General features: G+C 61.8%; 24 protein-coding genes and 4 pseudogenes. 8 read left to right on the top strand and 20 right to left on the bottom strand.

What is annotated here, in order from left to right; translation table 11 throughout:
- Positions 1-2 precede the first annotated feature (2 nt).
- From AC13D8_RS09010 to AC13D8_RS08995, 4 genes are all read right to left on the bottom strand, one after another.
- Positions 3-473 carry a DUF2271 domain-containing protein gene (locus tag AC13D8_RS09010; protein ID WP_009503877.1) on the bottom strand — a complete coding sequence of 157 codons (471 nt, stop codon included), beginning with the start codon at positions 471-473 and terminating at the stop codon, positions 3-5.
- 35 nt (positions 474-508) lie between these two features.
- The gene (locus tag AC13D8_RS09005; protein ID WP_009503876.1) at positions 509-889 is read right to left on the bottom strand and encodes a PepSY domain-containing protein; all 381 of its coding nucleotides are present in this window, start codon (positions 887-889) and stop codon (positions 509-511) included.
- 182 nt (positions 890-1,071) lie between these two features.
- A complete protein-coding gene (locus AC13D8_RS09000; RefSeq protein ID WP_482968552.1) occupies positions 1,072-2,322 on the bottom strand; it encodes a ferredoxin reductase family protein in 1,251 nt (416 codons plus the stop codon).
- 91 nt (positions 2,323-2,413) lie between these two features.
- Positions 2,414-2,731 carry a PepSY domain-containing protein gene (locus tag AC13D8_RS08995; RefSeq protein WP_009503874.1) on the bottom strand — a complete coding sequence of 106 codons (318 nt, stop codon included), beginning with the start codon at positions 2,729-2,731 and terminating at the stop codon, positions 2,414-2,416.
- Positions 2,732-2,876: 145 nt separating this feature from the next.
- Here AC13D8_RS08995 and AC13D8_RS08990 point away from each other — a divergent pair, with 145 nt between their 5' ends.
- Positions 2,877-3,536 (top strand): response regulator transcription factor, encoded by a 660-nt coding sequence (locus AC13D8_RS08990; RefSeq protein ID WP_009503873.1) that lies wholly within the window; start codon positions 2,877-2,879, stop codon positions 3,534-3,536.
- Complete coding sequence (locus AC13D8_RS08985) at positions 3,533-4,900, top strand: sensor histidine kinase (protein WP_009503872.1); 1,368 nt, start codon at positions 3,533-3,535, stop codon at positions 4,898-4,900. Before AC13D8_RS08990 ends, AC13D8_RS08985 begins: the two co-directional genes overlap by 4 nt.
- Before the next feature lie 156 nt (positions 4,901-5,056).
- On the opposite strand, the gene AC13D8_RS08980 is transcribed toward AC13D8_RS08985, so the two are convergent.
- The 9 genes and pseudogenes from AC13D8_RS08980 to repA form a co-directional block, all read right to left on the bottom strand.
- Positions 5,057-5,215, bottom strand: coding sequence for a hypothetical protein (locus tag AC13D8_RS08980; protein WP_222481223.1), 159 nt, complete (start codon positions 5,213-5,215; stop codon positions 5,057-5,059).
- Positions 5,211-6,278 (bottom strand): annotated as a pseudogene (locus tag AC13D8_RS08975) (DNA-binding protein); the annotation flags it as partial. The gene AC13D8_RS08980 and the pseudogene AC13D8_RS08975, both read right to left, overlap by 5 nt.
- A gap of 21 nt (positions 6,279-6,299) precedes the next feature.
- Positions 6,300-7,865 (bottom strand): IS66 family transposase, encoded by a 1,566-nt coding sequence (tnpC, locus tag AC13D8_RS08970; protein WP_482968551.1) that lies wholly within the window; start codon positions 7,863-7,865, stop codon positions 6,300-6,302.
- A 68-nt stretch (positions 7,866-7,933) separates the two neighbouring features.
- Positions 7,934-8,287, bottom strand: a complete 354-nt coding sequence (gene tnpB, locus AC13D8_RS08965) for an IS66 family insertion sequence element accessory protein TnpB (RefSeq protein ID WP_482968550.1) — start codon at positions 8,285-8,287, stop codon at positions 7,934-7,936.
- Entirely contained in the window at positions 8,284-8,721 is a 438-nt protein-coding gene (gene tnpA, locus AC13D8_RS08960; RefSeq protein WP_482968549.1) for an IS66-like element accessory protein TnpA, read from the bottom strand. The genes tnpB and tnpA overlap by 4 nt, the downstream gene beginning before the upstream one ends.
- Positions 8,722-8,808: 87 nt before the next feature.
- Positions 8,809-9,353, bottom strand: a pseudogene (locus AC13D8_RS08955) (ParB/RepB/Spo0J family partition protein); the annotation flags it as partial.
- Between the two features lie 168 nt (positions 9,354-9,521).
- The gene (gene repC / locus AC13D8_RS08950) at positions 9,522-10,733 is read right to left on the bottom strand and encodes a plasmid replication protein RepC (protein WP_009503869.1); all 1,212 of its coding nucleotides are present in this window, start codon (positions 10,731-10,733) and stop codon (positions 9,522-9,524) included.
- A 213-nt stretch (positions 10,734-10,946) separates the two neighbouring features.
- Positions 10,947-11,879, bottom strand: a complete 933-nt coding sequence (gene repB / locus AC13D8_RS08945; protein ID WP_009503868.1) for a plasmid partitioning protein RepB — start codon at positions 11,877-11,879, stop codon at positions 10,947-10,949.
- Positions 11,863-13,056, bottom strand: coding sequence for a plasmid partitioning protein RepA (gene repA / locus AC13D8_RS08940; protein WP_009503867.1), 1,194 nt, complete (start codon positions 13,054-13,056; stop codon positions 11,863-11,865). The genes repB and repA overlap by 17 nt, the downstream gene beginning before the upstream one ends.
- A gap of 208 nt (positions 13,057-13,264) precedes the next feature.
- Here repA and AC13D8_RS08935 point away from each other — a divergent pair, with 208 nt between their 5' ends.
- Positions 13,265-13,492, top strand: coding sequence for an AbrB/MazE/SpoVT family DNA-binding domain-containing protein (locus AC13D8_RS08935; protein WP_009503866.1), 228 nt, complete (start codon positions 13,265-13,267; stop codon positions 13,490-13,492).
- Positions 13,482-13,877, top strand: coding sequence for a PIN domain-containing protein (locus AC13D8_RS08930; protein ID WP_009503865.1), 396 nt, complete (start codon positions 13,482-13,484; stop codon positions 13,875-13,877). Before AC13D8_RS08935 ends, AC13D8_RS08930 begins: the two co-directional genes overlap by 11 nt.
- Before the next feature lie 78 nt (positions 13,878-13,955).
- Here AC13D8_RS08930 and AC13D8_RS08925 read toward each other — a convergent pair.
- Positions 13,956-14,159 (bottom strand): annotated as a pseudogene (locus AC13D8_RS08925) (recombinase family protein); the annotation flags it as partial.
- A gap of 93 nt (positions 14,160-14,252) precedes the next feature.
- The gene (locus AC13D8_RS08920) at positions 14,253-15,392 is read right to left on the bottom strand and encodes a tyrosine-type recombinase/integrase (RefSeq protein ID WP_231582182.1); all 1,140 of its coding nucleotides are present in this window, start codon (positions 15,390-15,392) and stop codon (positions 14,253-14,255) included.
- Between the two features lie 126 nt (positions 15,393-15,518).
- Between AC13D8_RS08920 and AC13D8_RS08915 the strand changes: the two genes are divergently transcribed.
- Together AC13D8_RS08915 and scpB are read left to right on the top strand one after the other, a co-directional pair.
- Positions 15,519-16,403 (top strand): DUF1403 family protein, encoded by an 885-nt coding sequence (locus AC13D8_RS08915; protein WP_037239259.1) that lies wholly within the window; start codon positions 15,519-15,521, stop codon positions 16,401-16,403.
- 47 nt (positions 16,404-16,450) lie between these two features.
- Positions 16,451-17,062, top strand: a complete 612-nt coding sequence (gene scpB, locus AC13D8_RS08910) for an SMC-Scp complex subunit ScpB (protein ID WP_037240140.1) — start codon at positions 16,451-16,453, stop codon at positions 17,060-17,062.
- 16 nt (positions 17,063-17,078) lie between these two features.
- Here the strand turns inward: scpB and AC13D8_RS08905 are convergent, their stop codons facing one another.
- The 3 genes and pseudogenes from AC13D8_RS08905 to AC13D8_RS08895 all read right to left on the bottom strand — a co-directional run bounded on the left by AC13D8_RS08905 (position 17,079) and on the right by AC13D8_RS08895 (position 19,389).
- A complete protein-coding gene (locus tag AC13D8_RS08905; RefSeq protein WP_074940673.1) occupies positions 17,079-18,005 on the bottom strand; it encodes a TniQ family protein in 927 nt (308 codons plus the stop codon).
- 80 nt (positions 18,006-18,085) lie between these two features.
- Positions 18,086-18,739: pseudogene (locus AC13D8_RS08900) on the bottom strand (TniB family NTP-binding protein); the annotation flags it as partial.
- Between the two features lie 32 nt (positions 18,740-18,771).
- On the bottom strand, positions 18,772-19,389 hold the full coding sequence (locus AC13D8_RS08895; RefSeq protein ID WP_011116763.1) for a recombinase family protein: 618 nt from the start codon (positions 19,387-19,389) through the stop codon (positions 18,772-18,774).
- Positions 19,390-19,471: 82 nt separating this feature from the next.
- Here AC13D8_RS08895 and AC13D8_RS08890 point away from each other — a divergent pair, with 82 nt between their 5' ends.
- Positions 19,472-22,360: a Tn3 family transposase gene (locus tag AC13D8_RS08890; RefSeq protein WP_482968548.1), complete on the top strand. Its 2,889-nt coding sequence runs from the start codon at positions 19,472-19,474 to the stop codon at positions 22,358-22,360.
- On the opposite strand, the gene AC13D8_RS08885 is transcribed toward AC13D8_RS08890, so the two are convergent.
- Positions 22,329-22,604, bottom strand: coding sequence for a TniB family NTP-binding protein (locus AC13D8_RS08885; RefSeq protein WP_482968547.1), 276 nt, complete (start codon positions 22,602-22,604; stop codon positions 22,329-22,331). The two genes, AC13D8_RS08890 and AC13D8_RS08885, sit on opposite strands and share 32 nt — an antisense overlap.
- Before the next feature lie 37 nt (positions 22,605-22,641).
- Positions 22,642-24,276, bottom strand: a complete 1,635-nt coding sequence (locus AC13D8_RS08880; RefSeq protein ID WP_037239331.1) for a Mu transposase C-terminal domain-containing protein — start codon at positions 24,274-24,276, stop codon at positions 22,642-22,644.
- 177 nt (positions 24,277-24,453) lie between these two features.
- Between AC13D8_RS08880 and AC13D8_RS08875 the strand changes: the two genes are divergently transcribed.
- The gene (locus tag AC13D8_RS08875) at positions 24,454-25,413 is read left to right on the top strand and encodes a hypothetical protein (RefSeq protein WP_051922139.1); all 960 of its coding nucleotides are present in this window, start codon (positions 24,454-24,456) and stop codon (positions 25,411-25,413) included.
- Positions 25,414-25,659: the final 246 nt, after the last annotated feature.

Genomic DNA, 25,659 nt, shown 5'->3' with positions numbered 1-25,659 from the left:
CCTCACATGTCGTAGGAGAAGTTGGCGATGTAGCGCCGCCCGGTCACCGGAGTGCCCGCGCCCGCCGTCGTCAGCGGCACGGCCACCTCGTTCGGGCTGTCGCGCATATCCTCGACCGCCGCGTCGATGTGCAGCGTGTAGCCCGCATCGAACAGCGCATCGGCCAGATCAAGCGTGATTTCGAGACTGCGGCCCGCGCCGACGCTGGCGCCGGTGATGCCGTTTACCTCCGCGGTATCGCCGCCCGTGGCACGGTACCAGTCGCTAAGATGCTCGTAGTACTTGGACTTGTCGCCGGCCATCCAGAGACTGCCGACATAGGCGCCCGAGGCGTCGGTTACGTAAAGCGCGAGGTAAGCGCCGTCGCCGCCATAGTTGTTAAGGGTGGTTGTGAGCGTCACGGGCCGTGCCATAGCGAGGCCGGGAAGCGTGAGTGCGGTGGTAAGCGCGAGCGTTGCGAGAAGTGATTTCATGGGAATGATCCTTGTTCAGGGTGCTTCGGAGCTGTTCAGTTCACCTGAACCTGCGGAGGGGCGCCGTTTCCGAAGAGGCCGTTCTGCGGAGGAGCGACCGTTCCAGCGGGCGCGGGATTGCGGGCGCCACCGCGGTCGTCGTCATCATCCTCGTAGTCCATCTCGACGATCTGCAGCGTCGCCGGATCGAGCTTCACCTCGATCTCGCGGCCATCCTGGTCTCGGCCTTCGATTTCGTAGCAGCCGTCGTCGATCTCGAAGTCGCGCACCGTCCAACCGTTCTGTTCGGCCATCTGCATGGCGGCCTCGCGCGGCTGCCACTGGTCACGGGGCGCATTGCAATCATCGTCGTCGGCCAGCGCAGCGCCGGCGGGCAAAAGTGCGATCAGGGCAAGGGCGGTCAGGGTCTTTTTCATGGCAAGGGGTCCTTTCGTTTGATGAGACCAATCTGGCACCCCGACCTGAGGGCATCCTGACGCCCCAGCGATTCCTGCTTCAGCTTGCCGTCAGGAAAATGGCCCCGCCGATGAGGGCGGGGCCAAAAAAAGATGCGAGCGCAGGCTACAGGGCTGGCATGGCTATGCGCCCTGCCCCGCGTTCAGGTGAATTCGAACTGCTCGAAGCGGACACGGCGAGGCGTTTGGCCTTGTGCTTTCAAGCCCTTGAGAATCCCGTCCTTCAGACCGGTTGGGCCGCAGAACCACAAATCGGCTTGCCGGATCGCGAAAGGGACCGCGCCAATCAGGCGCTCGGCCGTGAGCCTGCCATCGCGCGTCGTAACGACCACCTCGAAACTGAACCTCGGGTTGCGGGCAGCCGCAGCGCGCAGCGTCTCTACCCCAATCGCCTCCTCTTGTGTCCGAACGCAGTGGATGAGGTGAATGTCGCGGCTATCCGCTTCGCTCAGGCTTTCGGCCCAGGCGAGGAACGGCGTGATACCGATGCCGCCCGCCAGCCATATCTGGCGCGCACCGCCCTTGCGGAAATTGAACCGTCCATATGGCCCTTCGACCTGCACGCGCGTTCCGGTCCGCAAGATGGCGAGCAGGCTTCGTGTCCAGCCACCCAAGCCCCGGATGGAGAACGTCAGGGTGCCGTCAGGGCGCGGGGCGCTGGCGATCGTGAAGGGGTGCGGCTCGGACAGTCCTGCCTCTGGCGCGCGGAAGAAGGCGAATTGCCCCGGCCGCCACCGCATGGCCCGCCCCTCGGGGCGGAGGGTTAGCGTGGTGGTGTCCTTGGTCTGGCTGATCTCTGTGACGGTGAATTCTCTACGCCGCAGGTACGGGGCGACCAGCTCGGTGAATATCCACGCGATCACTCCCGCGATGCCAAATGTGTTTAGAAGCACCGAGAGCGATGGATCTACCTCTGTCGGCAGGTCGACGAAGAACTGGTGAAAGACCACGATTGCAAAAAGGGCCCCCATGAAACGATGGCTGAACCGCCAGATCTGATAGGGGATTTCCAGTGGGGTGAAGGGCAATCTCCGGAACCAGCTGACAGCAACCAGGGCGAGAAGCGCGTTGAAGGCAAGTTCGCCCGCCTCTTCACCAAGTTCACCAAGAGAGGTTTCACGCACCAAACGCTCGAAATCCGGCTCGATCTGCTGGTGCAGGATCATCAGGACCATTGCGGAAATACCAAGCCACTTGTGGAAACGGTACATGCGATCGAGACCGCCGAACAATGGTTCCACCAGCGGCGGCCGTGCGGCGAGGATCAGGGTCTGTGCCATCGCGACAACTGCCGCGGCCCCGACGGCAATGCCAAGTGCTGCATCCGCGCCATAGGGCGCATAGGTGTTGAACCCGATCAGTGCCGCCAGCAGGCATGGCAACGCAACCAGCACCGGGCCCGTCAGAGCTAGAGGAGAGTTTAGGGAAAGCCGGGAGAGTGGCGGCAGGCCCGGCACCGGGACATTACCGTCGCGACGCGCTGCATCAGTCATCGTCGCGTCTCTCGTGATCCCGCTCGCGGCGATCATCCTCGTCGTCCTCGTATTCGAACTCGATTATCTCCAGCGTGGCCGGGTGGACAGTCACCTCGATCGCACGCCCCTCGGCATCCCTCCCATCGATCTCGTAGCAGCCGTCATCGATCTTGATCCGGCGCACCGTCCAACCATTTTCCTCAGCCAGCATGGCAACAGCATCGCGCGGCTGCCAGTCGGCCATCGGCACGAAGCAATCGTCGTCAGCCAGCGCCGCGCCGACCGGAAAGACCGCGAGAAAGCCGATAATTGTCAATGTCTTCTTCATGGGGCACACTCCTAGTGGCTCGCCTCTTGATGCCATTCATGCGCCGCGAAGCTGACGGCAGCCTGAAGGGGCTCGACCCACAAGCTTCAGCTTCGTGTCAGCCAGACGGATCATGGAGGGACATCAGGAAAGGACGGGTACGACCATGCGCATATTGCTGATCGAGGACGACACGACTCTTGGCGCTGCCGTGCGCGACCAGATCGCAGCTGATGGCCAGTCAGTAGACTGGGTCACGCGGCTAGACGCGGCGGCAGACGCGATGAGCGCAACCTCCTACGACCTGCTCCTGCTCGACCTCATGCTGCCAGACGGACGTGGTATCGGGTTCCTCAAGGGCCTCAGGACGCGTGGAGACGTGACGCCGGTCATCATCCTGACGGCGCTCGACCAGGTGTCCGATAGGATCGAAGGCCTCAATGCGGGCGCTGACGACTATCTTGTGAAGCCCTTCGACCTGTCGGAACTGTCGGCACGGATCGGATCGGTCGCGCGGCGCTACAGCGGCAACCCCAACCCGATCCTGACCCACGGACCGCTCGACATCGACCTTGCCGCGCGCAGCGTCCATCGGGATGGCAGACATGTGCCGCTGACGGCGCGGGAATGGGCGCTCTTCGAGGCCTTCCTGGCGCGTCCCGGGCAGCTCCTGTCCAAGGCGCAGTTGGAGGAGAAGCTCTACGCTTTCGACGCCGAAGTCGAGAGCAACACCATCGAGGTGCACGTGAGCCGCCTGCGCAAGAAACTGGGGAGCGCCATCATCGAGACCGAGCGCGGCATGGGTTACCGGCTGGGCAAGCCATGATGTGGCCATCCAGCCTTCAGGTACGGCTCGGCTTGTCACTCGGCCTTGTGCTGACGATCCTCTGGCTCGCCGCCGCCACGGTTACCGCGGTGATCGTTCGGGGCGAGATGGATGAGGTCTTCGACAGCGCCCTACGCGAAACCGCCGAGCGCATCCTGCCGCTGGCCGTGACCGACATCGTCGGGCGAGAAGATCAGGGTGTGACGCAGCGCCTCGCGCCGATCCGGGAGCATGACGAGTTCTTCACCTACATCGTACGCGATGCCGAGGGACGCATTTTGCTGCAATCCCATGCGGCGGACCCTGCCGTGTTTCCTCCATACGATGGTCCGGGATTTGGGCAGAACGCCACACATCGCCTCTACAGCGACGCGGCGCTCCAGGGGACGATCAGCATCACCGTGGCCGAACCGTTGGCGCATCGCGCTTCGGTTGCTCGGGAAATCCAGATGAGCCTTGGCCTGCCGCTGCTGGTTGTGCTGCCGTTGGCGCTCGCGTCGATTATTCTCGCTGTGCGCTTTAGCCTCGCCCCTCTCCATCGGTTCCGTACGCGGCTTGAAGCGCGCGGCGTGCGCGACCTGTCAGAAGTACCCGCGGCCGACCTGCCGACGGAAATCGGCCCGCTGGCTGCAACCTTGAACAGCCTTTTGGCTCGGTTGCGCGACGCGTTCGAGGCTGAGCGAAGTTTTGCAGCCAATGCGGCTCATGAACTAAGGACACCATTGGCGGGCGCTATCGCCCAGGCGCAGCGACTGCGGTCAGAGACCAAAGATCCGACCATCGACGCGCGCGCCGCCGAGATCGAGGCGACGCTCAAGCGTCTCGCTCGGCTGTCCGAACGTCTCCTGCAGCTTGCGCGGGCGGAAGGCGGTAGACTTCGGATGGACCAGAGCGCTGATGTCAGAACCATCACTCGGGTCGTGGTGGAAGATATTGCGCGCAGCACAGAGAACGGGCGCCTTATGTTGAACTTGCCGGACACGCCTGTCTTGTCTGATATCGACCCCGACGCATTGGGAATTCTGTGCCGGAATCTGGTGGAAAACGCCCTACGCCACGGGGCGCAGAATGCCCCAGTCGAGGTTACACTCACGAGCGACGGGCAGTTGATCGTGGCGAACGAGGGCCCCGCGGTAGCAACCCAAACACTCGAACGCCTGACAGGGCGCTTCGAGAGGGCAGATGCAAAAACTGATGGTAGCGGGCTTGGCCTCGCTATCGTCTCAGCCATCGCAGAACGGATCGAAACCTCTCTCTTGCTCCAGTCACCACGTCCCGGTGAAACTTCTGGATTTCAGGCATCCGTCAGATTGCCAACGGATGCTCCAAATGCCCATGTGAAAGATCGGGAGCATTGGCCTTGAAGTCTCACGTCGCAGCGCCCCGAGGGGTGCGGTGTCGATGATGGTTGTTGTAGACATGATTCTTCATTCTGAATGCGAGTAATCGCACTCATCCCATTGATATTATTACACTATAGGGTGATTGGGGGCGGAATCTCCGCCCCCCGCTGGATCACGTTATTCCGAGGCCAGCATCGACGCGCCTTCAGCAGGCAGGTCATCCGTCAGAAATGCAGGAAGGTCAGCTTCACTGACGCTGTCAGCCGCTTCGGCATCCGCCCCCTGCCCTTCGGCATGGTCCTCATCGTCCAGCGCCACGAGATCGTTCCGGCGCATGACGCTCGTCGACCAGCTTTGCCACCACGCTGTCCTTCAGATCGCTCGCCTGCGCCGGCATGTAGATGTGACGCACTGAGGCTTCGAGACAGCTTCCCGAAGCAGAGGAAGTGCGGAAGGTGTCCGTCACAATCTTCAGCAGCAGCAGAATCAACGCCACGTCGGGCGAGCGCCCGATCGCTTCACGCAGCGCCAGCGTCCGGTGTGCCGTCAACTCGATTACGAGCCGCTCGGGCAGTGGCTTCAGCGCTCCGTCATCCTCATCCTCCGGGAAGTCAGCTCCGATCGGCTGGCCACCCGACATAATGATGGTTCCGCCAGGAGCGGCACTGCCATGGCCATCGGTGAGATCACGATCAGCACCCTGCCCCGCCACCGCAGGATCAGTATCATCCTGGACCGCTGCCTCCTCAACAGGCTCATCCTCTGACCGCACATAGCCGCGATAGACGGCCAGCGCGCCGTAGCGGTCGAGCGTGACGAACGCCCCTGCCCGCCCGATCTCCTCCGCGTCGAAGATCAACGGCCGGGTCTCGATCCTTTCCATCTCCGCTTCCAATACGCCAAGCCGCGTGTCGACCTTGTCGGGGATCTCATCCTGACCCGCGTATTCCTCTTCCAGCGCCCGATACTCGGCGAGCAGCTTGGCATGGGCCGCACCTTCCTCATCCGTCATCGGTGCCGGATCGCCGGATAGGGACCGCAGCCTGTAGCTGTAGCCGTAGGGCAGGTCAAGCGCGACTTCGATCCACTTCCAGCCCTCAACCGCAACCGTCTCAGCCTCGGCCTGGAGTTTTTCCGTCACCAGCCGATCGAGCAGGGCAGGGTCCTCGAGCCAGCCATCGTCATCGCCCTGAAAGAGGTCATGCAGCATCGTGCCGCCCGCCTCTTCGTAGGCCTCAACACCCACAAAGACCGCGCGCCGGTCGGACGCTCGGACCGAGGTCTCGGTCAGCATGCGCCGGATCTGGAATGGCTCCTTGTTCCAGGATGAATGGATCACATCCCAGACCTGAACCTGACGCGCGTGATCGGGGTTCACGGTGAAGGCCATGAGCTGCTCCGTAAGCGCCTCGGCGATCCCCTACGCGGCGCGGCTTGACGCGACGGCGAAATTCCAGGGCATAAGATCGTCGATGCGGCTTCTGGGATGACCGTCGAGCAACGCGCGCAGCGTGTCGGAGAGGTAGCTGACCGGATCGACGTCGCACATCTTGCAGTTCGCAATCAGGCTGGCGAGCAATGCCCAGTTTTCTGCGCCGACCTCGTGCCCGGCGAAGAGGGCGTTTTTCCGGGTCAGAGCAATCTTCCTGATCTGGTTCTCTACCAGGTTGGTGTCCAGCGCCAGACGGCCGTCTTCAAGGAACCGCGTCAGGCCGGGCCAGCGCGCCAGGGTGTAGCGGATGTCCTCGGCCAGCTTTGACGAACGCGGAATGCGCGACAGTTGCGCCTCGAGCCAAGGGCGGAAGGCGGCAAGGATTGGTGCAGAGAGTTCGCGCCGGGCGGCAAGCCGGGCGTCGGCGGGCAGGCCGCGCACCGATTTCTCGATTGCATAGAGCTCTGCGATCTGGCGCAGGGCTGCCTCGGCAATCGGTGAGCCGTCCTTTTCCAGGCGCTTCACGAACCGTCGGCGCACATGCGTCCAGCAATGAACCAGCGTCCATGGGCCCTCGGGCCGATCGATCTTTGTGAGCTTGTCATAGGCTTCATAGCCGTCGCATTGCACGAAGTGCCCGCGATAGCCTTCGAGGAAGCGGAGCGCATGCACGGCGCCGCGGCCGGCCGCGTAGTGGAACATCACCACGGGAGGGCCGGCACCGCCGTGACCCCGGTCATCAGCAACAATGGCCCAGAAGTATCCGGTCTTGGTCTTTCGTCGCCCGGGATCAAGCACCGGGGCCCGGGTCTCATCCATGAACACCCGGTCTGCGCCCTTCAGCCGCTCCTTCAGGTGGTCTGCGATGGGGCGCAGGTGGAAACAGGCGCGTCCCACCCAGTTTCCGAGCGTCGCCCGATCCAGCGTGATCCCCTGCCGGGTGTAGATCTCGGCCTGGCGGTAAAAAGGAAGGTGGTCGCCGAACTTGGCCACCATGACCTGCGCGATCAGCGCTTCGGTGGGCAGGCCGCCGGGCACGACATGTTCCGGCGCATGCGCCTGGACCACCGCGCCGGAACAGCGCCGGCAGGCATATCTGGGGCGCCGGGTGACCAGCACGCGGAGCTGGGCAGGCACCACATCCAGCCGTTCGGAGACGTCTTCGCCGATCCTGGCCATCTCGCCGCAACCGCAGGGACAGAGCGTGCTTTGGGGCTCGATGACCCGTTCGATCCGGGGCAGGTGTTTCGGAAGGTGGCCGCGGTTGCGGTTCGGGGTGCCGCTCTCGGCTGCACCTTGCCCCTTCAGCGCGCGCCGCGCCTTCTCCTGCGCCGCGTCCAGTACGCCCTGCGCCAGTTCCACATCTTCGAGCGGCAGGTTGAACTGCTCCGGATCGAGCTTTTCGGATCTCCGCCCGAACCTCTCCCGCCGCAACTCGCTGACGATGCTCTCCAGCCGCTTCTGGGCCTCGACCGCATCCACGAGCGCCGCCTCGGTCTCGGCGAGGCGGGCCTTCAGGAGCGCGTTTTCTTCGGCCAGGGCGGTGTCGGTCATGACTGCGATCAAGCACACGGGCGGGATCACCACCACCGACAAATCATCGCCGAGTCACTCTGCCGCAGCTACCCGGCCAGTTCCGGCCGCCGCACACGTTCGGGGCGGACAAGCCGCCAGTCGAGGCCTTCGAACAGCGCCGAGAACTGCGCGGGCGATATCTTCATCACGCCGTCCTGCGCCTTGGGCCAAACGAACTTCGCGCCTTCCAGGCGCTTGTGGACCAGCACGATGCCGGTCTGATCCCAGACCAGGACCTTGATGCGATCCGCGCGCTTGGCCCGGAACACGAAGGCCGCGCCGCTGAACGGGTCGAGGCCCATCACCTCCTGAACCAGCAGTGCCAGGCCGTCTATGCCCTTCCGGAAATCCGTCGGGCGCGTGGCCACGTAGACGCGCAGCCCACCAGCCGGCGAGATCATTGCGATGCCGCCCGGATCGCGCGGATCATCCGGGTCAATTGCGCCTCATCCATGTCCGGCGGCACACGCAGGGTCACGCCATCGACCACCATCTCGATCTTGCTGGACCTGGTCGCGCCGCCGCGCCGTTTCGGGCTGGGTGCAGGCCGGGCCGGCTTCGGCTCCACGACAAGCGCCGCGAACATCGGTTCTTCAGCTGTCTCGACGGGCAGAGCCAGCGCGCCGGCAATCAGCTTCTTGCGCCAATCGTAGACCTGCCAGCGGGTCACCGCGTGTCGGCGAGCAACATCGGCGACCTTCGCTCCGGACACCATACTTTCCGCCGCGATCCGCGCCCGCTCCGCCTCGCTCCGCATGCGCCGGCCCGACCGCCCTTCCAAAACCTCGATCCTGCCCGCGTAGCCGCCCGTTGAGCCGTCCAAAGAGACGTCCATTTTGCCGTCCTATCCTGTCTCACTTCGACAGCAGGACTCGCACAGACTGCCTCAGAGCGGCAGGAGGGGATCAGAGAGGCGCTTACGCTGCTCCAGCGTCATGCCATCCTCGGCATAGACCTCAAGCAGGGCAGGGGCGACGGAAGCGAGTTTCAGGCGCTACTTCACGATCTGTGGCGTCACGAAGAAGGCGGCAGCAATCTCTGCATCGCTCTGGCCCTTATCCCGCAGCGCCACAAACGCGCGGAACTGGTCGAGCGGGTGCAGGGCGACGCGATGCATGTTTTCTGCAAGGGAATCATCCTCGGCCAGGATGTCGGACGCAGCATCGCGCACGATGCAGGGAATGGGCGTGGTCTTTGCCAAACACTTATGCTTCACCAGCAGGGACAATGCTTGGAACCGACGGCCACCGGCCGGGATCTCGACTTGCCGGTCTCGGTGCCATCGTCAGCCAACACGGGCCGCACGCTCAGGCTCTGCAAGAGGCCGCGGCGGGCGCTGTCTTCGGCCAGTTCCTTGACGGACACGCCAGCCTTGATGCGCCGCACGTTGGACTGACTCAACACCAGTTTGTCAAAAGGGATATCCCGGGACGGGGACAGGGTGATTTTCTGGACAGCTTTCGTCATCAGATCTTCTCCACGACGGGCGCCGGAAGCCACTCTCCCGATCTCATTTCCCGTCACCCTCAAACCAACACTCCTTTCCCTCTCGATGATCGTATGGTTGCCAAGAGGCGACTTAACAGCTGTTAAGTCATGCCAACTGAGCACCGCGGCGTTGAAACTTAACAGCTGTTAAGCCGCACTTCGCCGACCGATCAAAGCCATGACCATCGGACCGCAAGAGAATTCGCCCGCCGCGGCCTTGGACGTCAGCGCCCGCAAGTATCCACCCGGTGATCTGATGTCAGAGAAACGTTCCAGCATGGCCACGACGACGATCGAGGCTTGCTCTGGTCCCATGCAGCGTTGCGCTTCTTCCCACGCAGAAACACTGATCCCCATGGCCGGCCTTACATGACAAGCCGCGTCGAAAAGTTGGTGCCAGTGTCGAATGTCGCCCTGATAGAAAGTCTTGAGCGAGGGACAGCCGGCGATTACCAGGTGGAGAGGGATTTTCGGCACCCGCCTCGTGTCAGGCTCTTCAAGGTCAGCCACGGGCTCACCCGTATCATCATCAGGCGCGCGTCCCGCCGCCCCGCCTTTTTCTAAGGCAGGTTCAAGATCTATAGATTCTTTATTTGAATTATGATGGTGACGCTCACATTGGGCATCATTGGTGTTCATTTCTTCTGTTTCAGGACCGTCAATCACATTACGCGCCTGGTCAAGAAGGGTCTCCAGTTCAGTCCGAAATGCCGACAGATCCTCAAGCGAGAGTTTGCGGCGAAGAGCGCGGGCGGTGAGGGCTGCCTTGTCGCGGAGCTGGTCCCACAGGCCAAGCCCGGGCTGGATCTCCTCGCCGAACTCCGCCAGAGCGGCCAAGTCGCGACGCATAAGGCTCACTACCTCCCTCAGTCGCCGCACACGGTCCTCGGCCTCACGCACAGCCTCTGCAGCCCGTGCAATATCCTCGGCCCGGCAATAGAGCGGGGAGAGATCAAAGCCGAAGGCCACCCGATCTTCGCCACGCTTGCGCACATACCGCTTCCCATTGGGGCTATCGCGCCGCATGAGCAAGCGTGCCTCTACCAACCGGGCGAGGTGACGGCGCATCGTCGAGCAAGGCATGCCGTTCAGCCGCTCGCAGATCGCCTTGTTGGATGGGAAGACGACCATTTCGGTGTTCCCGCCAAGCGCATCGTCCGGAAAGAAGCTGAGAAGCCCCTGAAGAACGGTCAGATCGCGCTCGGAAACCCCAAAGGCCGCCTGTGCCTTGGACAGCTCGCGGAGGAGCTCCCACTTGTTGACGGGCCTGCCGGGAACAGACGCCTCAGGACGCTCGACCACGCGCAGATGGGCGTGCGATATCGGCCGCATAAACGGCGAAATCGGTGTGTAATCCATGATGTCATTCACGAAGGCAAAATTTCCCTGGCCCGCGAATCGCTTTGCGCTTGCGGGAAAGGGGCCAGATCGCTACATTCAGAGGTGCGAAAACTGAAGTTTTGTAGCGGGCTGGTCCCGTGCGAAACCTAAGAAAGGTCTCGTGAAGCTTGCTTCTCGGGGCCTTTTTCTTTTCTGCCTGTCTCGTGCCTCCTTTTTGATTGTTGCTCTTCCTCAGTCTTCCGAACGCTTCCAGCGCTCGTGAAGCTCGGCGATCAGCTGCGGGGCGTTGCCCTCAAGCCAGCTGACAAAATCGCTCTCCTCGGCCTTCAACTCGAGCTTGAGTTGCTTTCCACGACGTCCGGTCGTGACAGTGGCGGCACCGACCCCCGGAATCACCGTGCCGGGCCGCCCGCGAGGGCGAGACGAGGATGTGGTCTGTTCGGGCTTCCCTGCAGCAGAGAGGACGGCCAAAAATGCATGATCGGATTTCTCGTCAATACCGCCTTGGTAGGATGTTTTGGCCTCACCCGCCAAAGCTGCAAGCAGTTCGCGATCGGCATCCGTAGCCCCCAGCAACTTCTTGAGCTCTTCCCACCTGGGCCGACCAATGCCCGGAGCGGCACCGATGGCGAGGACCAGGTCCTCCCCAACGGTGCGGACCACGCTTAACAGCTGCGACACTCCTGCCTCGGTCAGATTGAGAACCTCGGCGACACCCTTGTTAGTGCGTTCGGATGCGCTCAGATGGTCACCGTCGAGCAAGGCTGCGGCAACAAGCGCTCGTTCGATGAAGCTTAGATCCCGCCGCTCTTGGTTCTCTAACAGCTGATCACGAAGTGCCTGATCGCCCTCCATCTCTGTGACAATGGCGCGGACCTTGATCCCAAGTTCTCTGCAAGCTTCCAGTCGACGACGGCCATAGATCAGGCTGTAGCGATCACCATCAAGCGGCCGGACGAGGATTGGTACTCGCTGTCCGTTCTTGGAAATTGACGCCTTGAGGCCCGCAGTCTCAATCTGCAGCCTGTCATCGAGCCGACCTGTGATTTCGATTTGGTCAGGCTCGATTTCGAAAACGCCGCCGCGCAGCCTGCGCCCTTCAAGAGCGTCGGGCGCGTTGCGCAGGGTCTGCAGTGGCAGTCCCAGTTTAGGCTTTCTTGCCATTGCGTCCCCACGTGTTCTGGATGATCGCCGCGATCTCGTCGTTGACGGCGTTCATGGATTCGATTGCACGATCGAAAGTCTGACGCGTGAAGTCCTTCTTGTCGGCCTCGTAGAGCGTCTGCTTCGTCAGCCCTGCATCAGAGATCGCAGTAGACTCAACCATGTGGTTGGTCAGGACTGACCTGCCGAACAGACCCCGGATGAAAGCAATGACCTCGGTCTGCGGGGCATCACCCACCTTGTAGCGGGTCGGCAGAAAGCGCAGCCAGTCGAAGCGAAGGTTTGCGCCAGCATCCCGGATGACGCCAAGCAGATCAGCGGTCATTCGCAGAAACTGCGACATGGACATCAGATCGAGCATTTGGGGGTGAACGGTAACAAGCACCCCTGAAGATGCTGAAAGGGCGGACATGGTTAAAAAACCAAGCTGCGGCGGACAGTCGATGACGACGACGTCATAGTCCGCTTCGACACTGTCGAGCGCGTCGCGCACACGGGCAAAGAATGCGCGGGCGCCGCCACGCTGAATGGCTGCCGGTGTCTCATGTTCGAATTCCATGAGCTCGAGGTTCCCGGGAATCAGGTCAAGACCACGGATGTAGGTCTTGCGGATCACGTCCGAGATCGGGACCGGTTCATCGTAGCGAACCGCATCATACAGCGTGCCACCCTCCATCAGGTCCAGCTCAGGCTGGATGCCATGCAGCGCGGAAAGGGATGCCTGGGGGTCCAGATCGATCGCAAGGACACGATATCCCTTGAGAGCCAAGCGCTGTGCAAGGTGAGCGGATGTTGTCGTTTTCCCGGACCCGCCTTTGAAGTTCACAACAGAAACAATCTGAAGCTCGTCACCGGCACGACGCCCCGGAACGTAGGTTCCAGGCTTCTTCGCGTTTGCCTCAAGAGCGTGGCGAATCTCCCAGATATCATCGAGGGTATATCGCCGGTGGCTGCCCGCAGTGGTTTCGACGTCAGCGATCTTTCCTTCTCGATGAAGCTTGCGAAGGTAGGTATGATCGACGCCAAGCAACTCGGCCGCCTCGCCGCTGGTCAGGCTGCGCATGACTTTTTTGGCGTCGGGAGGGAAGTGGGCAGCACGTTGCGCATGAAGATTGGACGCAAGAAGCTCTGCGTAGTGCCCGATGGCAATGTCCAGGTCCTGCTCAGCTTCGCTCATCTCTGCCTCGATTCGTGGGCGCGTTTTTTATGTGATCGCGCGTTATTTATCGAGACTATTGCCCGAGCTATCAGATTCGTGCAAGCTCTTTCTAGATTTGGTGTCAGTCGCTGCGTCATGCACAAGAGTAGCTAGGGTTTGCGGCAGGCTTGTCTTAGGAACCTTTCGGATATACATTACAAGACGTATATCCGCATGGGAGGTCACGATGCAGGTCGCAAAATGGGGTAACTCGCTGGCCGTCCGTTTGCCCGCGGAGCTCGTCCGAGAGCTTGGTCTCAAGGAGGGTGATCAGATCGACCTGGTCAAGGACGACGGTCGGGTCAGAGTCCGTCGCCTTGCTCGTGCGGATGAGGTACTTACCGGCCTGCGCCGCTTCCGGGGCAAGTTGTCCGCAGCAGAACGTCTGAGCCGCGACGACGCACATGAGCGCTGAGTTCGCGGACACGAATGTCGTTCTTTACCTGCTCGACGATGGCCCAAAGGCCGATCGCGCCGAGGTCATCCTGGGGCAGGGGCCCCGGATCAGCGTTCAGGTTCTAAACGAGTCACTGGTGAACTGCCGCCGCAAAGCTGGCCTCGGTTGGGAGGAAGCAGCGGCCTTTCTCGAAGGCGTGCGCGCCTTGTGTCCCGTCGAAGATCTCTCCGTGCAGACCCATGACGTCGGCCGCGCTTTGGCGGAACGCTACGGCTTCTCGATCTACGACGCGATGATCGTGGCCAGCGCTTTGGTTGCGGGGTGTACCACGCTGTGGAGCGAGGACATGCAAGATGGCCTGCTGGTGGAAGGCCAGCTTCGCATCGTCAACCCCTTTGCATGAGCGGACGGCTTCTGTGCCTGAAACTGACCACAACCTTGTAATCCTTCCCTGTAGTGGAGGATTTGCAAGGTTGTTAGGCTACTCAAGCAGCCCCAGCCTCTCCGCCCGCTCCAACAGCATCTTGACTGACGACGGCTGCCATCTCGTTCGGCCACGTGGTGTGCGTTCGCGCATAGATTCCAGCCGTTCACAGATCGCCTGGAGCGTAATGCCGGGATCCGCGCCCTTGATGGCGGCGACGATGGCGGGCAGGCGGTCGTCGGTTTCGCGGCGGCTGTCGCGTTTAGTTCCCGATTTCAATTGAAGCAGTAAGCTGAAACTGAAGCGCTGGAATTTCACCTTAGCGCTTCACCAATGGGTCAAGAATCCTGAGCTTCACAGCCCTGCGGCTTTGGTCAGGTTCACCCGGAACCTGTCGCGCCTGCGCTGATAGCGCCGGGTCATCTCGGCCGACGCATGTCCGAGTTGCTTTTGAACATAGCGCTCATCAACCTCTGCCGACGAGGCGAGCCCGGCACGCAAGGAATGCCCCGAGAACATTGCCAACCGTTTGGCTTCCGGCAAATCGGATCTGATGCCACTCTTCATAACGGTTGCCTTGATCAGTCGCGCTATGTGCTTGTCGGAAAGGCGGGACTCGAGGGCACGCTTGCCGTCCCGCGAGGTGCGCACGAAGACCGGCCCAAAGTCGATCTTCGCAAAGTGTAGCCATTGCTCAAGCGCGTGGACGGGACAGGTCTGGCCGCTTGAGCCACGCCCGACCTCAACCTCGCGCCATCCGGTCTTGGCATTGAGGGTGAGCAGGGCGCCGCCGTCGAAGACTTCGACCCAGCCGCCGGAGTCCGGTGTATCGTCCTTATGCACATCGAGGCAGACCACCTCCGACCGGCGCAGGCCACCTGCATAGCCCAAAAGCAAGATCGCCCGGTCTCGGAGCCCGCGGAGATCGTAGGAAAGGGTGGCCACCATGGCCTGGATGTCCTCAGGCAGGATCGCTTCCTTCTGGACCGGCGGGCGCGCATGCTTGCGTTTGATCCCGGCCAGAACGGTGGCGATATGCCGGTCCTTGCGATCAAGAGTGAACCCGCGCTGTCTGTAGTTCCAGGCAAGCCCCGAGAGACGGCGCTCGATCGTGGAGACCGAAAGGGTAGGGGCCTTCCCGGTTGGTGCAGCCAGATCAGCCACATAAAGTCCAATCATCTCGGGCGCGGGGGGCAGAGGTTCCGTGCCTTTCAACCGGCACCAGCGGCTGAAGTGTTTCCAGTCGGCCGCATAGGCCTTGTTCGTGTTCCCGGCTGTCGAGGCCTCGGCGTAGCCACGGGCGGTATCGATCAGCCGGTCGAGTGCGCCGGAGCCGGCCACATTGGCGGGCAGGGCGATTGAGGCTCGGTCCCGAGAGGTTCTCTTGTCGTGTTCGTCACCGTTCAACGAGTCATAGGACGCTGAGCTCGAAATCTCTGCGCCAGACGCGTCGGAATCCTCGATTTTGGTGCTGTTATTCGTAGGACTGCTCATGTTTTCGAGCATATCATTTTTACGCCCGATAATGCAAGATTATCGGACATCATGGCAAAAGATAGAGCGAGGCGTTTTCTGTGCTATTTTCTGGAGCAAAGCGCCGCGATGGTTTAGGCTTCAGTCATGACATTTGCCCGACCGGAACACTCCATCGACACAGACACTCTACCCCGGATGCCCGCATGGGTCACCTCGGCACGTCCTGAAGCCTTTGAAGATGTGGCGTTTTTATCAGGCGCGGCGCTGAACCACCTGCATCTTGTGTTGGGACGCGAAGAGGTCCCCAAAGCCTTGTTGCGGGATCGGCTGGCGCTGCGAGCGGCCGAGGCATGTGCCGGGTTTTCTGGTCGTCCGGAAAGAGCCCCAGAGCTGCGCGACGCGATTCATCTTCTGCGCCCTGGCGATCTACCTGGTCCCGCGGGGGAAACTTACCTTGCCTGGCGTCGCGCGGTGGAGCGGCCGGTGTCGATCAAGGCTCTGGGCCGAGCCTTGCCGATCTTGGAGTTGGGCCAGATTGCTACATGGCTCGATACGGGGAAGGGAGCGCCGGTGACCCGTGCCGCGATGGCGCTGGATGCTGTCCTGACGGAGGCACCCCGTGCCGAAGTCCCGGCGTTGATCCTCGCGGACGCCGCCCTCGCCCAGGCGCTTGGTTGGGATCATGTCGTGCCGCTGCTGGCCGCGGGTTTGAAACGCACAGACCTGCGCAAGCGGGGTGACGATTTGCGCCTAGCCTGTCATCGCGCAGTGACCGCATCCGCGGTCGAGGCCGCGCGTCTGGCTGTCGATCTCGCGCGTCGGGCTTCGCTTTTGAAAGGAGTTGCACCAAAGCTTCGGGCCAAGGGGGCAGGGGCGGCGGTGAAAATATTCCTGACGCAGGACGCCGTGGCGCCCAGTGCCCTGCCTTTGCCGGACCGCGCGGCGCGGCGGCTCTGTGACCGGCTTGTCGATCTCGGCGCGGTCCGTGAGCTAACCGGGCGCGACACATTCCGGCTCTACGGGGTGTAGCCATGAGCATGGACAGCGAAAGTGGGAACCGGTTTCGCGGTTCGGACATGCGACCGGAAAGGAAGTCGAAGGATCGACCAGAAGCTGAGCTTGATCGCGAGTTGCTCGACCTGCCACCGGAGTTGCGCTGGCGGGAATGGATGCGCCGGATCGAGGCGGTGCTGTTTGCCTCTGCCTCGCCTGTACCGCGCGAGGATCTGGCGCGCATAGTGGGGCAGGGGACTTCGGTTGATCTGCTGTTGGAAGACCTTGCCGCTGATCTGGAAGGGCGGGCGTTCGAGATTGCCATGGTCGCAGGGGGGTGGATGTTCCGGACGCGGCCTGTTTACGCGCCTGCGATCCGCGCCGCAGCGGATGTCGGAGACCAGTTGCTGGACCTGAACGAGTTCGACGTCGCGATTTTGGCGGCCATCGCCTACCACCAGCCGATCACCCGCGATGGGCTCAAAGACATCTTTGGCAAAGAGATCAGCCGGGACCTGATCGGAAGGCTGCATGCGCAGGGTCTGATTGGAACTGGGCCGCGCGCGCCGCGTCGTGGTGCCCCCTATACCTTCGTGACCACAGACGCGTTCCTCGCAGCTTTCGGGCTGGAGAGCTTGCGCGACCTGCCAGATGCTGAACAGCTGAATGATGCCGGGCTGGCCGCGCGCGCCTGAAACTCACCGGGAATTTTTACAGCGCTTGCCGCTGCTGATCGAGCCGCGCGGCCGCCTGAACGAGATCCGCCAAATGCGGGCCAGCGGTGGTAGAGCAAGGCCCAGCTTTGGGCCGAGGCAGGACGGCATCGCTGAAAGATGTGACCAGTCCGCTCCAAGCTGGCGCAGCCTGAACGACGCGTTTCCAATAGATAATCGCGGAACTTCTTCTCTTTTCGAACGGCGTCGACCGCCCTTCCGCCAATTTCTGAAACAGCTGATAGCGATCCCGATGAGAGAGGCGCGCGATGGACATTGGCCGTCGACTAAATTGAAAGCAGGCTGATCCAAGAAGGTCCGGGAGTGATCGCCCCTCTGCCATTCGATGCCCTGATGCCTGCAGACGAAGCAGATCGTCGATCAGACGCTCAAGACGCCGAACCCCATTGGTGGCAGGACGGATGCGTTTGCAGAGGGCCGCGCCGCACCAGGCGCAGATCTGATGCGGCACAAGACGCTTCTGGCTGAACGGAGCCAATCCTTGTCCGCAGGATGGGCACCTGTCCCGAAGTCGGCAGCCGTGGCGAAAGCAAGAAACGCGTGTCGCGAGGCGCCAGTCTCGGCGAAAATAGGGCGTTTCGTCTTCCGTCAGACAAGCGGGACAGAACTGCAGCCAGGTAACCTGCCTCCTGGGTGCGCAACTCTGCTGAGGCGATGCCCGCAGGGGCAAACGCAGCACAGCCAAAGGGTCAGGGGCAATGGTCAGAGCCGCGATGTCTTCCACGGGTATGCCGGTATGCTCTCGCAGAAACTGCAGGATGCGATCGGGCAACGCCCGATCAAGCCGCGCCGACCAGTTCTCACCCGGCGCTCCGAGAAGCGTGCCAAAATAGTGCGGAGGTATGCCGTTCGCGTAGGCGAGGCGGTGCAGCCAACTCGACAGAAGTTCACCTGGTGCGGGCATAATGCTCACTGGCCAACGGCTTCCCGCCACACTTTCATACCGCTCTGCAGATGTGACGGATATCTCGGTCGGCCCAAACCTCATGTCATATCGTGACGCAAAGCGGAATTACGGCGCCTCGAGAGAGGCACATAGCCGAGGTCCCACAGGGTTGCGCCCGTGATCCGGCCCTCACCGCGCGAGATTGCCGCCACTGCGGCACGGGTGACGATCTCGACAACCTCGCCGATCAGCCCCTCTGACAGATCATGGATGATCTTCGCCAAGGGTTCGCGCGACAGATCGGAGGTGTCGGCGAGCGGCAGACTGGCTTCCAGGCTGTCGAGAAGCGTCGCGAATTCCTCGTCATACGGCCATCGTGGAATGGGGATCGTATCGAAACGTGAGCCCATTTCGTCGGTGTCATGCACCGCATCGTAGATCGCGATTTCGCCGACAAGGACTGGTGAGATGTCATGCACCCGTGCGATCCGCCGCAAGAACGAGAAGATGGCCTTCACATCCTGGCGCCGCCCGCGCAATGCGCTGTGGAACTCGTCGAAGATCAAAAGGCGCGGCTTCAGGCGCTCCAGAAGATGATCGACCTGATCGCCGGCGCGGGACAGGCTGCGCCAGCCCGCGGCTTGTGGCGCGCGCAATCCGGACAGGATGCTGGCATAGAAATGCGACAGGCCTGCACCTTCCCGGGTCTGGATCACCCACACCTTTTGCTGGTCGGCGGTACGCAGATGTTGGGGTCTGTTCCGGCTGGGGGCAGAATGACACCCTAAGTGTTTTCTCTATGTCGTTTCATTATGTCGAGCACGGTGTTTTTGCTTATGCCGAGATCACGTGCAATCCATCGGTATGAGCGACCCTCGGCCACAGCTTGGATGACCGTGGGTGCAAGCTTGTCGGATTTCGGCCGTTGTCCGGGTTGGCGCCCAAGCTTCTTGCCGCGCGCCCGGGCTGCGGCAAGACCAGATTTGACGCGTTCGCTGAGCAGGTCACGTTCGAACTGGGCAATACCTGCCAGCATGGTCGCCATCATCCGGCCATGCGGCGTGTCCAGTTCGAAAGTCATACCACTCATGGCAACGACTGAAACCTTCCAGCCGGCCAGCTTGTTCAAAGTGTCCAACAAATCTTGCGTGGAGCGGCCCCATCGGGACAGCTCGCTGACGAGGATGGCATCTATCTGCCGTGCCTGAGCCAGGTCGAGAATTCGGTTCCGGGCGGAACGATTGGCGGATGCACCCGAGGCCGTTTCTTTGAAGACACCGATCACTTTATAACCACCGCGTTCTGCGAAAGCAGTCAGTTCCATCACCTGCCTGTCACACGACTGATCGGCGGTGGAAACTCTGGCATAGATGGCTGCACGCTGTCCCAGTTGAACCTCCATGGAATTTGGCCTTGCAAGTCATTGATTTTGCTAGTGCGAGATGTGTCCCGAACAGACATCTGATTAACAAGGACAAACCAACATGCCAAGACGGTCCATTCTGACCGAGCGCCAGCGTTCGGCGCTTTTCGATCTGCCGACTGATGAGACCCTGATGTTACGGCATTACACGCTGGCAGACGACGATATCGAACACATCAACGAACGGCGACGGCCGGAGAACAAGATCGGCTTTGCCCTACAGCTCTGTGCCCTACGCTATCCCGGGCGGCTGTTGTCATCTGGCGAAGTCATCCCGGAAAAGGTCTTGCGCTTCATCGCGGCCCAGTTGGGCCTGACCGGCGACGATGTCTTACCCTATGCCGCACGTCGCCAAACCCGTCAGCAGCACCTGCACGCCCTGCGCCAGGTTTACGGCTTCAAGATGTTCTCTGGCCAAGGCGCTCGCAGCCTCAAGGCTTGGCTCGAGAATGAGGCTGAAACTGCCCGATCCAACGAAGACCTGGCGCGCCGATTTGTCGAAGAGTGCCGCCGGTCGCAGGTGATCCTACCCGGCATCTCTGTCATCGAGCGGCTGTGCGCAGATGCTCTGGTGTCGGCAGAACGCCGGATTGAAAGCCGGATCACCGCCAAACTTGATGACCGGATCAAGGACCAGCTAGACTCGCTATTGACCGAGATCGTGGATGGCAATGTCACCCGGTTCATCTGGCTTCGGCGCTTTGAAGTGGGCGGCAACTCGGCGGGCGCATCGCGGCTTCTGGACAGGTTAGAGTTTTTGCAGGGCCTGGGCCTCTCACCGGACATTCTGGTCGATGTACCACCACATCGGATCACCCGCCTGCGCCGCCAGGGCGAGCGCTACTTTGCCGACGGATTGCGCGACATCACGAGTGACCGGCGCCTGGCGATCCTTGCCGTCTGCGCTGTGGAATGGAAGGCGGCCATTGCCGATGCCGTGATCGAGACCCATGACCGGATCGTTGGCAAGACTTGGCGCGATGCGAAAAGGTTATCCGACGCGCGCATCGCGGATGCCAGATCTTCGCTGCGTGAGACATTACGTTCTTTCAAGGATCTCGGTGCTGCCCTGCTGGAGGCAAAGGCAGATGGCGTGTCCCTTGATGCCGCCGTCGAAGTTGCGTGTGGCTGGTCTCACCTCGAACGTATGGTGACAACCGCGGCCGAGTTGACTGACACGATGGCGGCTGACGCCCTGTCTCATGTTGTTCATGGATATCACCGGTTCCGGCGCTATGCCCCAAGAATGCTGCGGGCGCTCGATATCTGCGCCGCCCCGGTGGCGGCGCCCTTGATGCAAGCGACAAAAATTATCGCCCAGGATCAAACTGATGCGCCCCGTCAGGTTGGCTTCTTGCGCCGAACCTCGAAATGGCATCGACACCTCAACGCTGAGGACCCGGGTGACGATCGGCTCTGGGAGGTCGCCGTGTTGTTCCAGGTTCGCGAAGCCTTCCGATCCGGCGATATCTGGCTGCCCCACTCCCGGCGTTACGCTGATCTGAAACAGGCTTTGGTACCGATAGAAACAGCCAAGGCGTGCCCTCGCCTGACGATGCCATTCGAACCTGAGACCTGGCTCGATGATCGCAAGGCAAGGCTGGAAGAAGGTATGAAGCGTTTGGCCAAAGCTGCGAGAGCTGGCGCGATTCCCGGCGGTTCAATCGAGAACGGCGTTCTCAAGATTGATCGTTTGACGGCAGCAATCCCGGCGGATGCTGATGGCATGGTGCTTGATCTCTATGGCCGCCTGCCTGCCGTTCGGATCACCGATCTGCTGCAGGAAGTTGATGACGATATCGGCTTCACCGAAGCCTTCACGCATCTGCGCACCGGCGTTCCCTGCAAGGATCGCATCGGGTTGCTGAACGTGCTGCTAGCCGAGGGATTGAACCTTGGCCTCAGCAAGATGGCCGAGGCGACCAGTTCGCATGACTACTTCCAACTCTCGCGCTTGTCCCGGTGGCATGTTGAAAGCGATGCCATCAACAGGGCGCTCGCCAAGGTGATCGAGGCCCAGGCCAGTTTACCGATGGCGCAGTTCTGGGGCGGCGGTATGACCGCTTCAAGCGATGGTCAGTTCTTTCCAACTACGCGGCATGGAGAGGCGATGAACCTCATCAACGCGAAGTATGGACAGGAGCCCGGTTTGAAAGCCTACACCCATGTCTCCGACCAGTTCGGCCCGTTTGCCACACAGAATATCCCTGCGACCGTCAACGAGGCCCCATACATCCTGGATGGCCTGCTGATGAACGAGGTGGGGAAGAAGATCAAAGAGCAATACGCCGACACCGGCGGCTTCACGGATCATGTCTTTGCGGCGACCGCGCTCCTGTCTTATCGCTTCGTTCCCCGCATCCGTGACCTACCGTCAAAACGGCTCTATCTCTTCGACCCCGTCGCCGCGCCGAAGGAAATCCGCGGGCTGGTTGGCGGTAAGATCAGAGAAACGCTGATCACGGAAAACTGGCCGGACATCTTACGCGCCGTCGCCACAATGGCGGCAGGTGTCATGCCACCCAGTCAGCTCCTGCGGAAGTTCGCCTCGTACCCGCGCCAGCATGAACTGGCTGTTGCCTTACGGGAGATCGGGCGGATCGAGCGCACACTGTTCATCATCGACTGGGTGCTGGACGCCGACATGCAGCGCCGCGCACAAATCGGCCTGAACAAGGGTGAGGCGCATCATGCGCTGAAAAACGCCCTCCGTATCGGTCGCCAGGGCGAAATCCGAGACCGAACTTCTGAAGGGCAGCATTACCGCATGGCAGGGCTGAACCTGCTTGCCTCAATTATCATATATTGGAACACCAAGCATCTTGGCCACGCAGTCGCAGCCCGAAAGGGCACCGGCCTCGACTGTTCGCCCCAACTCTTGGCGCACATCTCGCCACTCGGATGGGCGCATATCCTGCTCACGGGCGAATACAGATGGAAAACCAGGTGATCTCCGGCCTTAGGGTGTCATTCTGCCCCCAGCCGGAGCAGACCCCATGTTCGATGGCGAAGCGTTCGGCGATCATGGTCTTGCCGTTGTGGTAGGGACCGGCAAGCAGCAAACCGCGTGGGCGCAGCGATGGCGGTCGCTCGAGCAGCAGTCGCATCGCGTCATGCGCCGCGCCGGCGGCCGGATGGCTGATCCAGCGCGGCGCGCGAACATGGGCGATCCGCACTGCGTCATCGGCCTGCAAGAGCGGGATTATGGCGGGCATGAGGTGATCCGGCACCCTACCAATCCTCGACAGGGAAGACCCGCCGAGGGCGATCCGGATCGAGCTTTTCTTGGGTCGGGACGGAAGGCGCGGCGAAGTCGGCATAAGGCTTCTTTGCCTCGGTGGCATGCCGGGCGCGGGTCATCTCCTTCAACCGGCTTTTGGGGGTTTTGGCGGCGGCAGCAGTGGCTGCGATTTCGCGTCGGATGGCTGATGCCTCCTGCACAGGGCGCCGCTGGATTTCACGCCGCTGCTGTCGATCCGCCTGGTGCTGCCAAAGCGTGATCGGCTCGGCCAGTCCGTCCCGTCGCCTGACCGGCCGCCAGGCCTGCGTATCCGGATCCTTGACGTAGACATGGCTGATGTCGCGAGGATCATAGCACAGATCGAGCGGCTCCAGCCGGTCACGACGCGCAACCAGCGGGCCAAGCCAGGGCTCGAAATAGTCGATGGCGAAGAGACTGATGCCCTGAGGTGAAATTTTCCGCGTCTTGCGTGGCAGGAAATTCAGCAGCACATCGACAGGCGCATCGATAGGCCGGTCCTTCGGCTGGAACCGATCTTCCCACTCTTTCGCCGGAACGGTCAGCCTGCGCGCATTCTGGCTCAGGTTGTGGTCGATGATCGCGAGCGCGATGCAGCGTTCAAGATCCGCGAAGCTGAGCCGTGCCCGCGCTTCCGAGGCATAGTCGCCCCGATCCGCGATGGAACGCCCCGTCTTGCCGGGCAAGGCGCGTAGCGCGGTGTTCACTTTCCCAAGCAGGCGTTCCACGACTCCGCCCCGATGCACGGTGCCCTTGTTCCGCATGCGTATGGCGATGCCATAGTCCGCGCATCCTCTGCTGAAGGTGCTGCTCTGGAACTCCTTGGCGGAATCGACGACGATTTGCTTCGGGCGACCGTGCATCGGCCAGGCATGATCGATACCGCGTTCTGCCAGCCAGTCAATCTTGCAGCACATCGCGTGCGCCAGACAAAGCGCGACAGACAGTCGTGACGGCCGCTCGAGGGTCAGGCAGAAGCCGATGATCGCGCTCGTGGCCACATCTGCAGCGATGGTCAGATAGGGACGACCAACGAAGACACCGTGGTCATCAATCACCTCAACAAATTGGATGTCTGCCGGCGTGTGATCGATCTGGACAACGTCGAGCGCGTGGTTAGCCCGGATGTAGCCCGGTCGCGGCTTCAGCCGGTGCAGGTGTTTACCATCCGACAGGCGGCGGCGGGCAATTTCTTCCGGGGCGAACAGAATGGGGATCCGCCGGGCGACAGTGACATAGGCGGGTGGAGTGTGCCCTTCCTCTGCGCAGCGGGTGCGGATCTCTTCAACGATCGGTGCAAGGTCCGGCTGCTCCGGGCGCAACCACATCTCCCGCAGGGTCACCGCGATGATGTTCTCGACTGCGGGGTTGATCCTTGGTTGTCTTGTTCCACTCCTTCGCGGCAGAAGGGACGATACCCTGCGCTCTTCCCGATACCGCGCCAGATAGTTGTAGACTTGGCGTGTCGAGAGCCGCAGCTCGGATGCCGCGCGCATCACGGCCTCACGCACCGGCGCCGCTCCGTCAAGAATCCGGTCCAACTCGCGCGCGGTACGCGTCGCCTTGGCCCACGCTTCATCCGAGGCATGCGCTTCGCCGGACGTCATCGATATGAAACTTCCGAGACCGGCTGGGTCATGCGCCAACAGGGCGGCCACTTGCTGAAATACGTAGCCAAAATTGAAGCCTTAAGCTGAAAAATGATGTGTGCTTACCCCGTATCATCCAGAAATCACGTAATAATCATGTGCTGAAATGGTGAAGAAAATGTTCTGCCCGGTCCCATGGAAGAGGAACCGGATTATCTGCCGCCCGGACCGCGGGACGAACCGCGTGAAACCGAGGTCCTCGACGATTGGCGGAAGGCAGAGGCGGGTCATGCCGCGCGTCTTGCCCGTGTGGCCGGTCGCGTCGGCGCGCTGGACGACCGCCTGAAGCGCAGCCCGGAAGGCTGGCGGCACAGGCTTGCCCTGATCGAGGCTGCTGATCTCAGCTGGTTCGCGGGAGACCGCATCGGCCCGGATCGGCTGGCGCTCTGGATTTCCATGCGCATTTCCGGCCTGCAAGACGACACCGCTGCACTCGCGCGGGTTGGTTGGGCGGTACGTCGTCTGACAGGCGGGCCAGGCCCAGAGGTGGACCTGTCTGGCTTCCTCGACCGCCGCGATCCTGAGAACATGGCAGATGAAGCCGAGTCTTTCGCGGGCCGTGCGGGCGGTTGGCTAGGCCTGATGGCACAAGCCGCCGATCTTCACACTATAACTCGCGCCTGCGTGGGCTTTCACTTTTGGAGCCTCGCGGGCCTCGGGCAGCAGGGCGATCGAATGGAAGCGGCAGTCACGGCCGCGCGGATCGCGGCCAGCGAGGAGAGAGGCGCAGTCTTTGCGCCTCTGGCCATGGGCGGGGCAGGGGGGCTGCGCGCCGGCGGCCCACCCGCTGACCGTCTGGCGCGCTGGCTTGACGGGATGGAGACCGCCTGCCTGACCGCAATGCGGCACCTTGACGATATCGAGGCATGGTCAGCGCGGGCAGAAACCGAGATGACCCCGCTCTCGGGCCGCACGCCCCCGGCCTTGTGCGCTGTTCTAACCGAATGGCCACTCGTCTCCGCCCCGATGGCCGAGGCTCTGACTGGTGCCAGTCGCGCCGCCGTCCAGCGCAACCTTGCCTGGATGGAAGCGCGGGGTTTGATCCGCGAGATGACCGGGCAGGATCGGTATCGGATGTGGCGCGCCGCGAACTGACTGCTCCGCATGGGCGCAGGGCGGCAGCTAGTATGGAAATGGATCGCCTCGATACACATTGCGCCGATGTGCAGGCGCATGGTCATTTACACATGTAAACAGCTGTTTAACCGCTGTAGCGCTGAAAATGGCGCTGTCAGCCGTGCTGCAACGCATCAAGAGACGATGGTCGCGCCGCATACAGATAGAGTTCGCCGGAGCGCGCGAATGCTAATGGGGAAGACGTTTTCGGGAACTTCGGTGTTT

The sequence above is a fragment of the Roseovarius sp. B-10 genome (assembly GCF_056859295.1).
This window is presented reverse-complemented; position numbering and strand designations above follow the sequence as displayed.

What these genes read in the sequence shown, in the direction of transcription:
- AC13D8_RS09010 (WP_009503877.1), bottom strand. Translation starts at nt 473, where the DNA reads ATGAAATCACTTCTCGCAACGCTCGCGCTTACCACCGCACTCACGCTT.
- AC13D8_RS09005 (WP_009503876.1), bottom strand. Translation starts at nt 889, where the DNA reads ATGAAAAAGACCCTGACCGCCCTTGCCCTGATCGCACTTTTGCCCGCC.
- AC13D8_RS08995 (WP_009503874.1), bottom strand. Translation starts at nt 2,731, where the DNA reads ATGAAGAAGACATTGACAATTATCGGCTTTCTCGCGGTCTTTCCGGTC.
- AC13D8_RS08990 (WP_009503873.1), top strand. Translation starts at nt 2,877, where the DNA reads ATGCGCATATTGCTGATCGAGGACGACACGACTCTTGGCGCTGCCGTG.
- AC13D8_RS08985 (WP_009503872.1), top strand. Translation starts at nt 3,533, where the DNA reads ATGATGTGGCCATCCAGCCTTCAGGTACGGCTCGGCTTGTCACTCGGC.
- AC13D8_RS08980 (WP_222481223.1), bottom strand. Translation starts at nt 5,215, where the DNA reads ATGCGCCGGAACGATCTCGTGGCGCTGGACGATGAGGACCATGCCGAA.
- tnpC (WP_482968551.1), bottom strand. Translation starts at nt 7,865, where the DNA reads ATGACCGACACCGCCCTGGCCGAAGAAAACGCGCTCCTGAAGGCCCGC.
- tnpB (WP_482968550.1), bottom strand. Translation starts at nt 8,287, where the DNA reads ATGATCTCGCCGGCTGGTGGGCTGCGCGTCTACGTGGCCACGCGCCCG.
- tnpA (WP_482968549.1), bottom strand. Translation starts at nt 8,721, where the DNA reads ATGGACGTCTCTTTGGACGGCTCAACGGGCGGCTACGCGGGCAGGATC.
- repC (WP_009503869.1), bottom strand. Translation starts at nt 10,733, where the DNA reads ATGGATTACACACCGATTTCGCCGTTTATGCGGCCGATATCGCACGCC.
- repB (WP_009503868.1), bottom strand. Translation starts at nt 11,879, where the DNA reads ATGGCAAGAAAGCCTAAACTGGGACTGCCACTGCAGACCCTGCGCAAC.
- repA (WP_009503867.1), bottom strand. Translation starts at nt 13,056, where the DNA reads ATGAGCGAAGCTGAGCAGGACCTGGACATTGCCATCGGGCACTACGCA.
- AC13D8_RS08935 (WP_009503866.1), top strand. Translation starts at nt 13,265, where the DNA reads ATGCAGGTCGCAAAATGGGGTAACTCGCTGGCCGTCCGTTTGCCCGCG.
- AC13D8_RS08930 (WP_009503865.1), top strand. Translation starts at nt 13,482, where the DNA reads ATGAGCGCTGAGTTCGCGGACACGAATGTCGTTCTTTACCTGCTCGAC.
- AC13D8_RS08920 (WP_231582182.1), bottom strand. Translation starts at nt 15,392, where the DNA reads ATGAGCAGTCCTACGAATAACAGCACCAAAATCGAGGATTCCGACGCG.
- AC13D8_RS08915 (WP_037239259.1), top strand. Translation starts at nt 15,519, where the DNA reads ATGACATTTGCCCGACCGGAACACTCCATCGACACAGACACTCTACCC.
- scpB (WP_037240140.1), top strand. Translation starts at nt 16,451, where the DNA reads ATGCGACCGGAAAGGAAGTCGAAGGATCGACCAGAAGCTGAGCTTGAT.
- AC13D8_RS08905 (WP_074940673.1), bottom strand. Translation starts at nt 18,005, where the DNA reads ATGCCCGCACCAGGTGAACTTCTGTCGAGTTGGCTGCACCGCCTCGCC.
- AC13D8_RS08895 (WP_011116763.1), bottom strand. Translation starts at nt 19,389, where the DNA reads ATGGAGGTTCAACTGGGACAGCGTGCAGCCATCTATGCCAGAGTTTCC.
- AC13D8_RS08890 (WP_482968548.1), top strand. Translation starts at nt 19,472, where the DNA reads ATGCCAAGACGGTCCATTCTGACCGAGCGCCAGCGTTCGGCGCTTTTC.
- AC13D8_RS08880 (WP_037239331.1), bottom strand. Translation starts at nt 24,276, where the DNA reads ATGACGTCCGGCGAAGCGCATGCCTCGGATGAAGCGTGGGCCAAGGCG.
- AC13D8_RS08875 (WP_051922139.1), top strand. Translation starts at nt 24,454, where the DNA reads ATGGAAGAGGAACCGGATTATCTGCCGCCCGGACCGCGGGACGAACCG.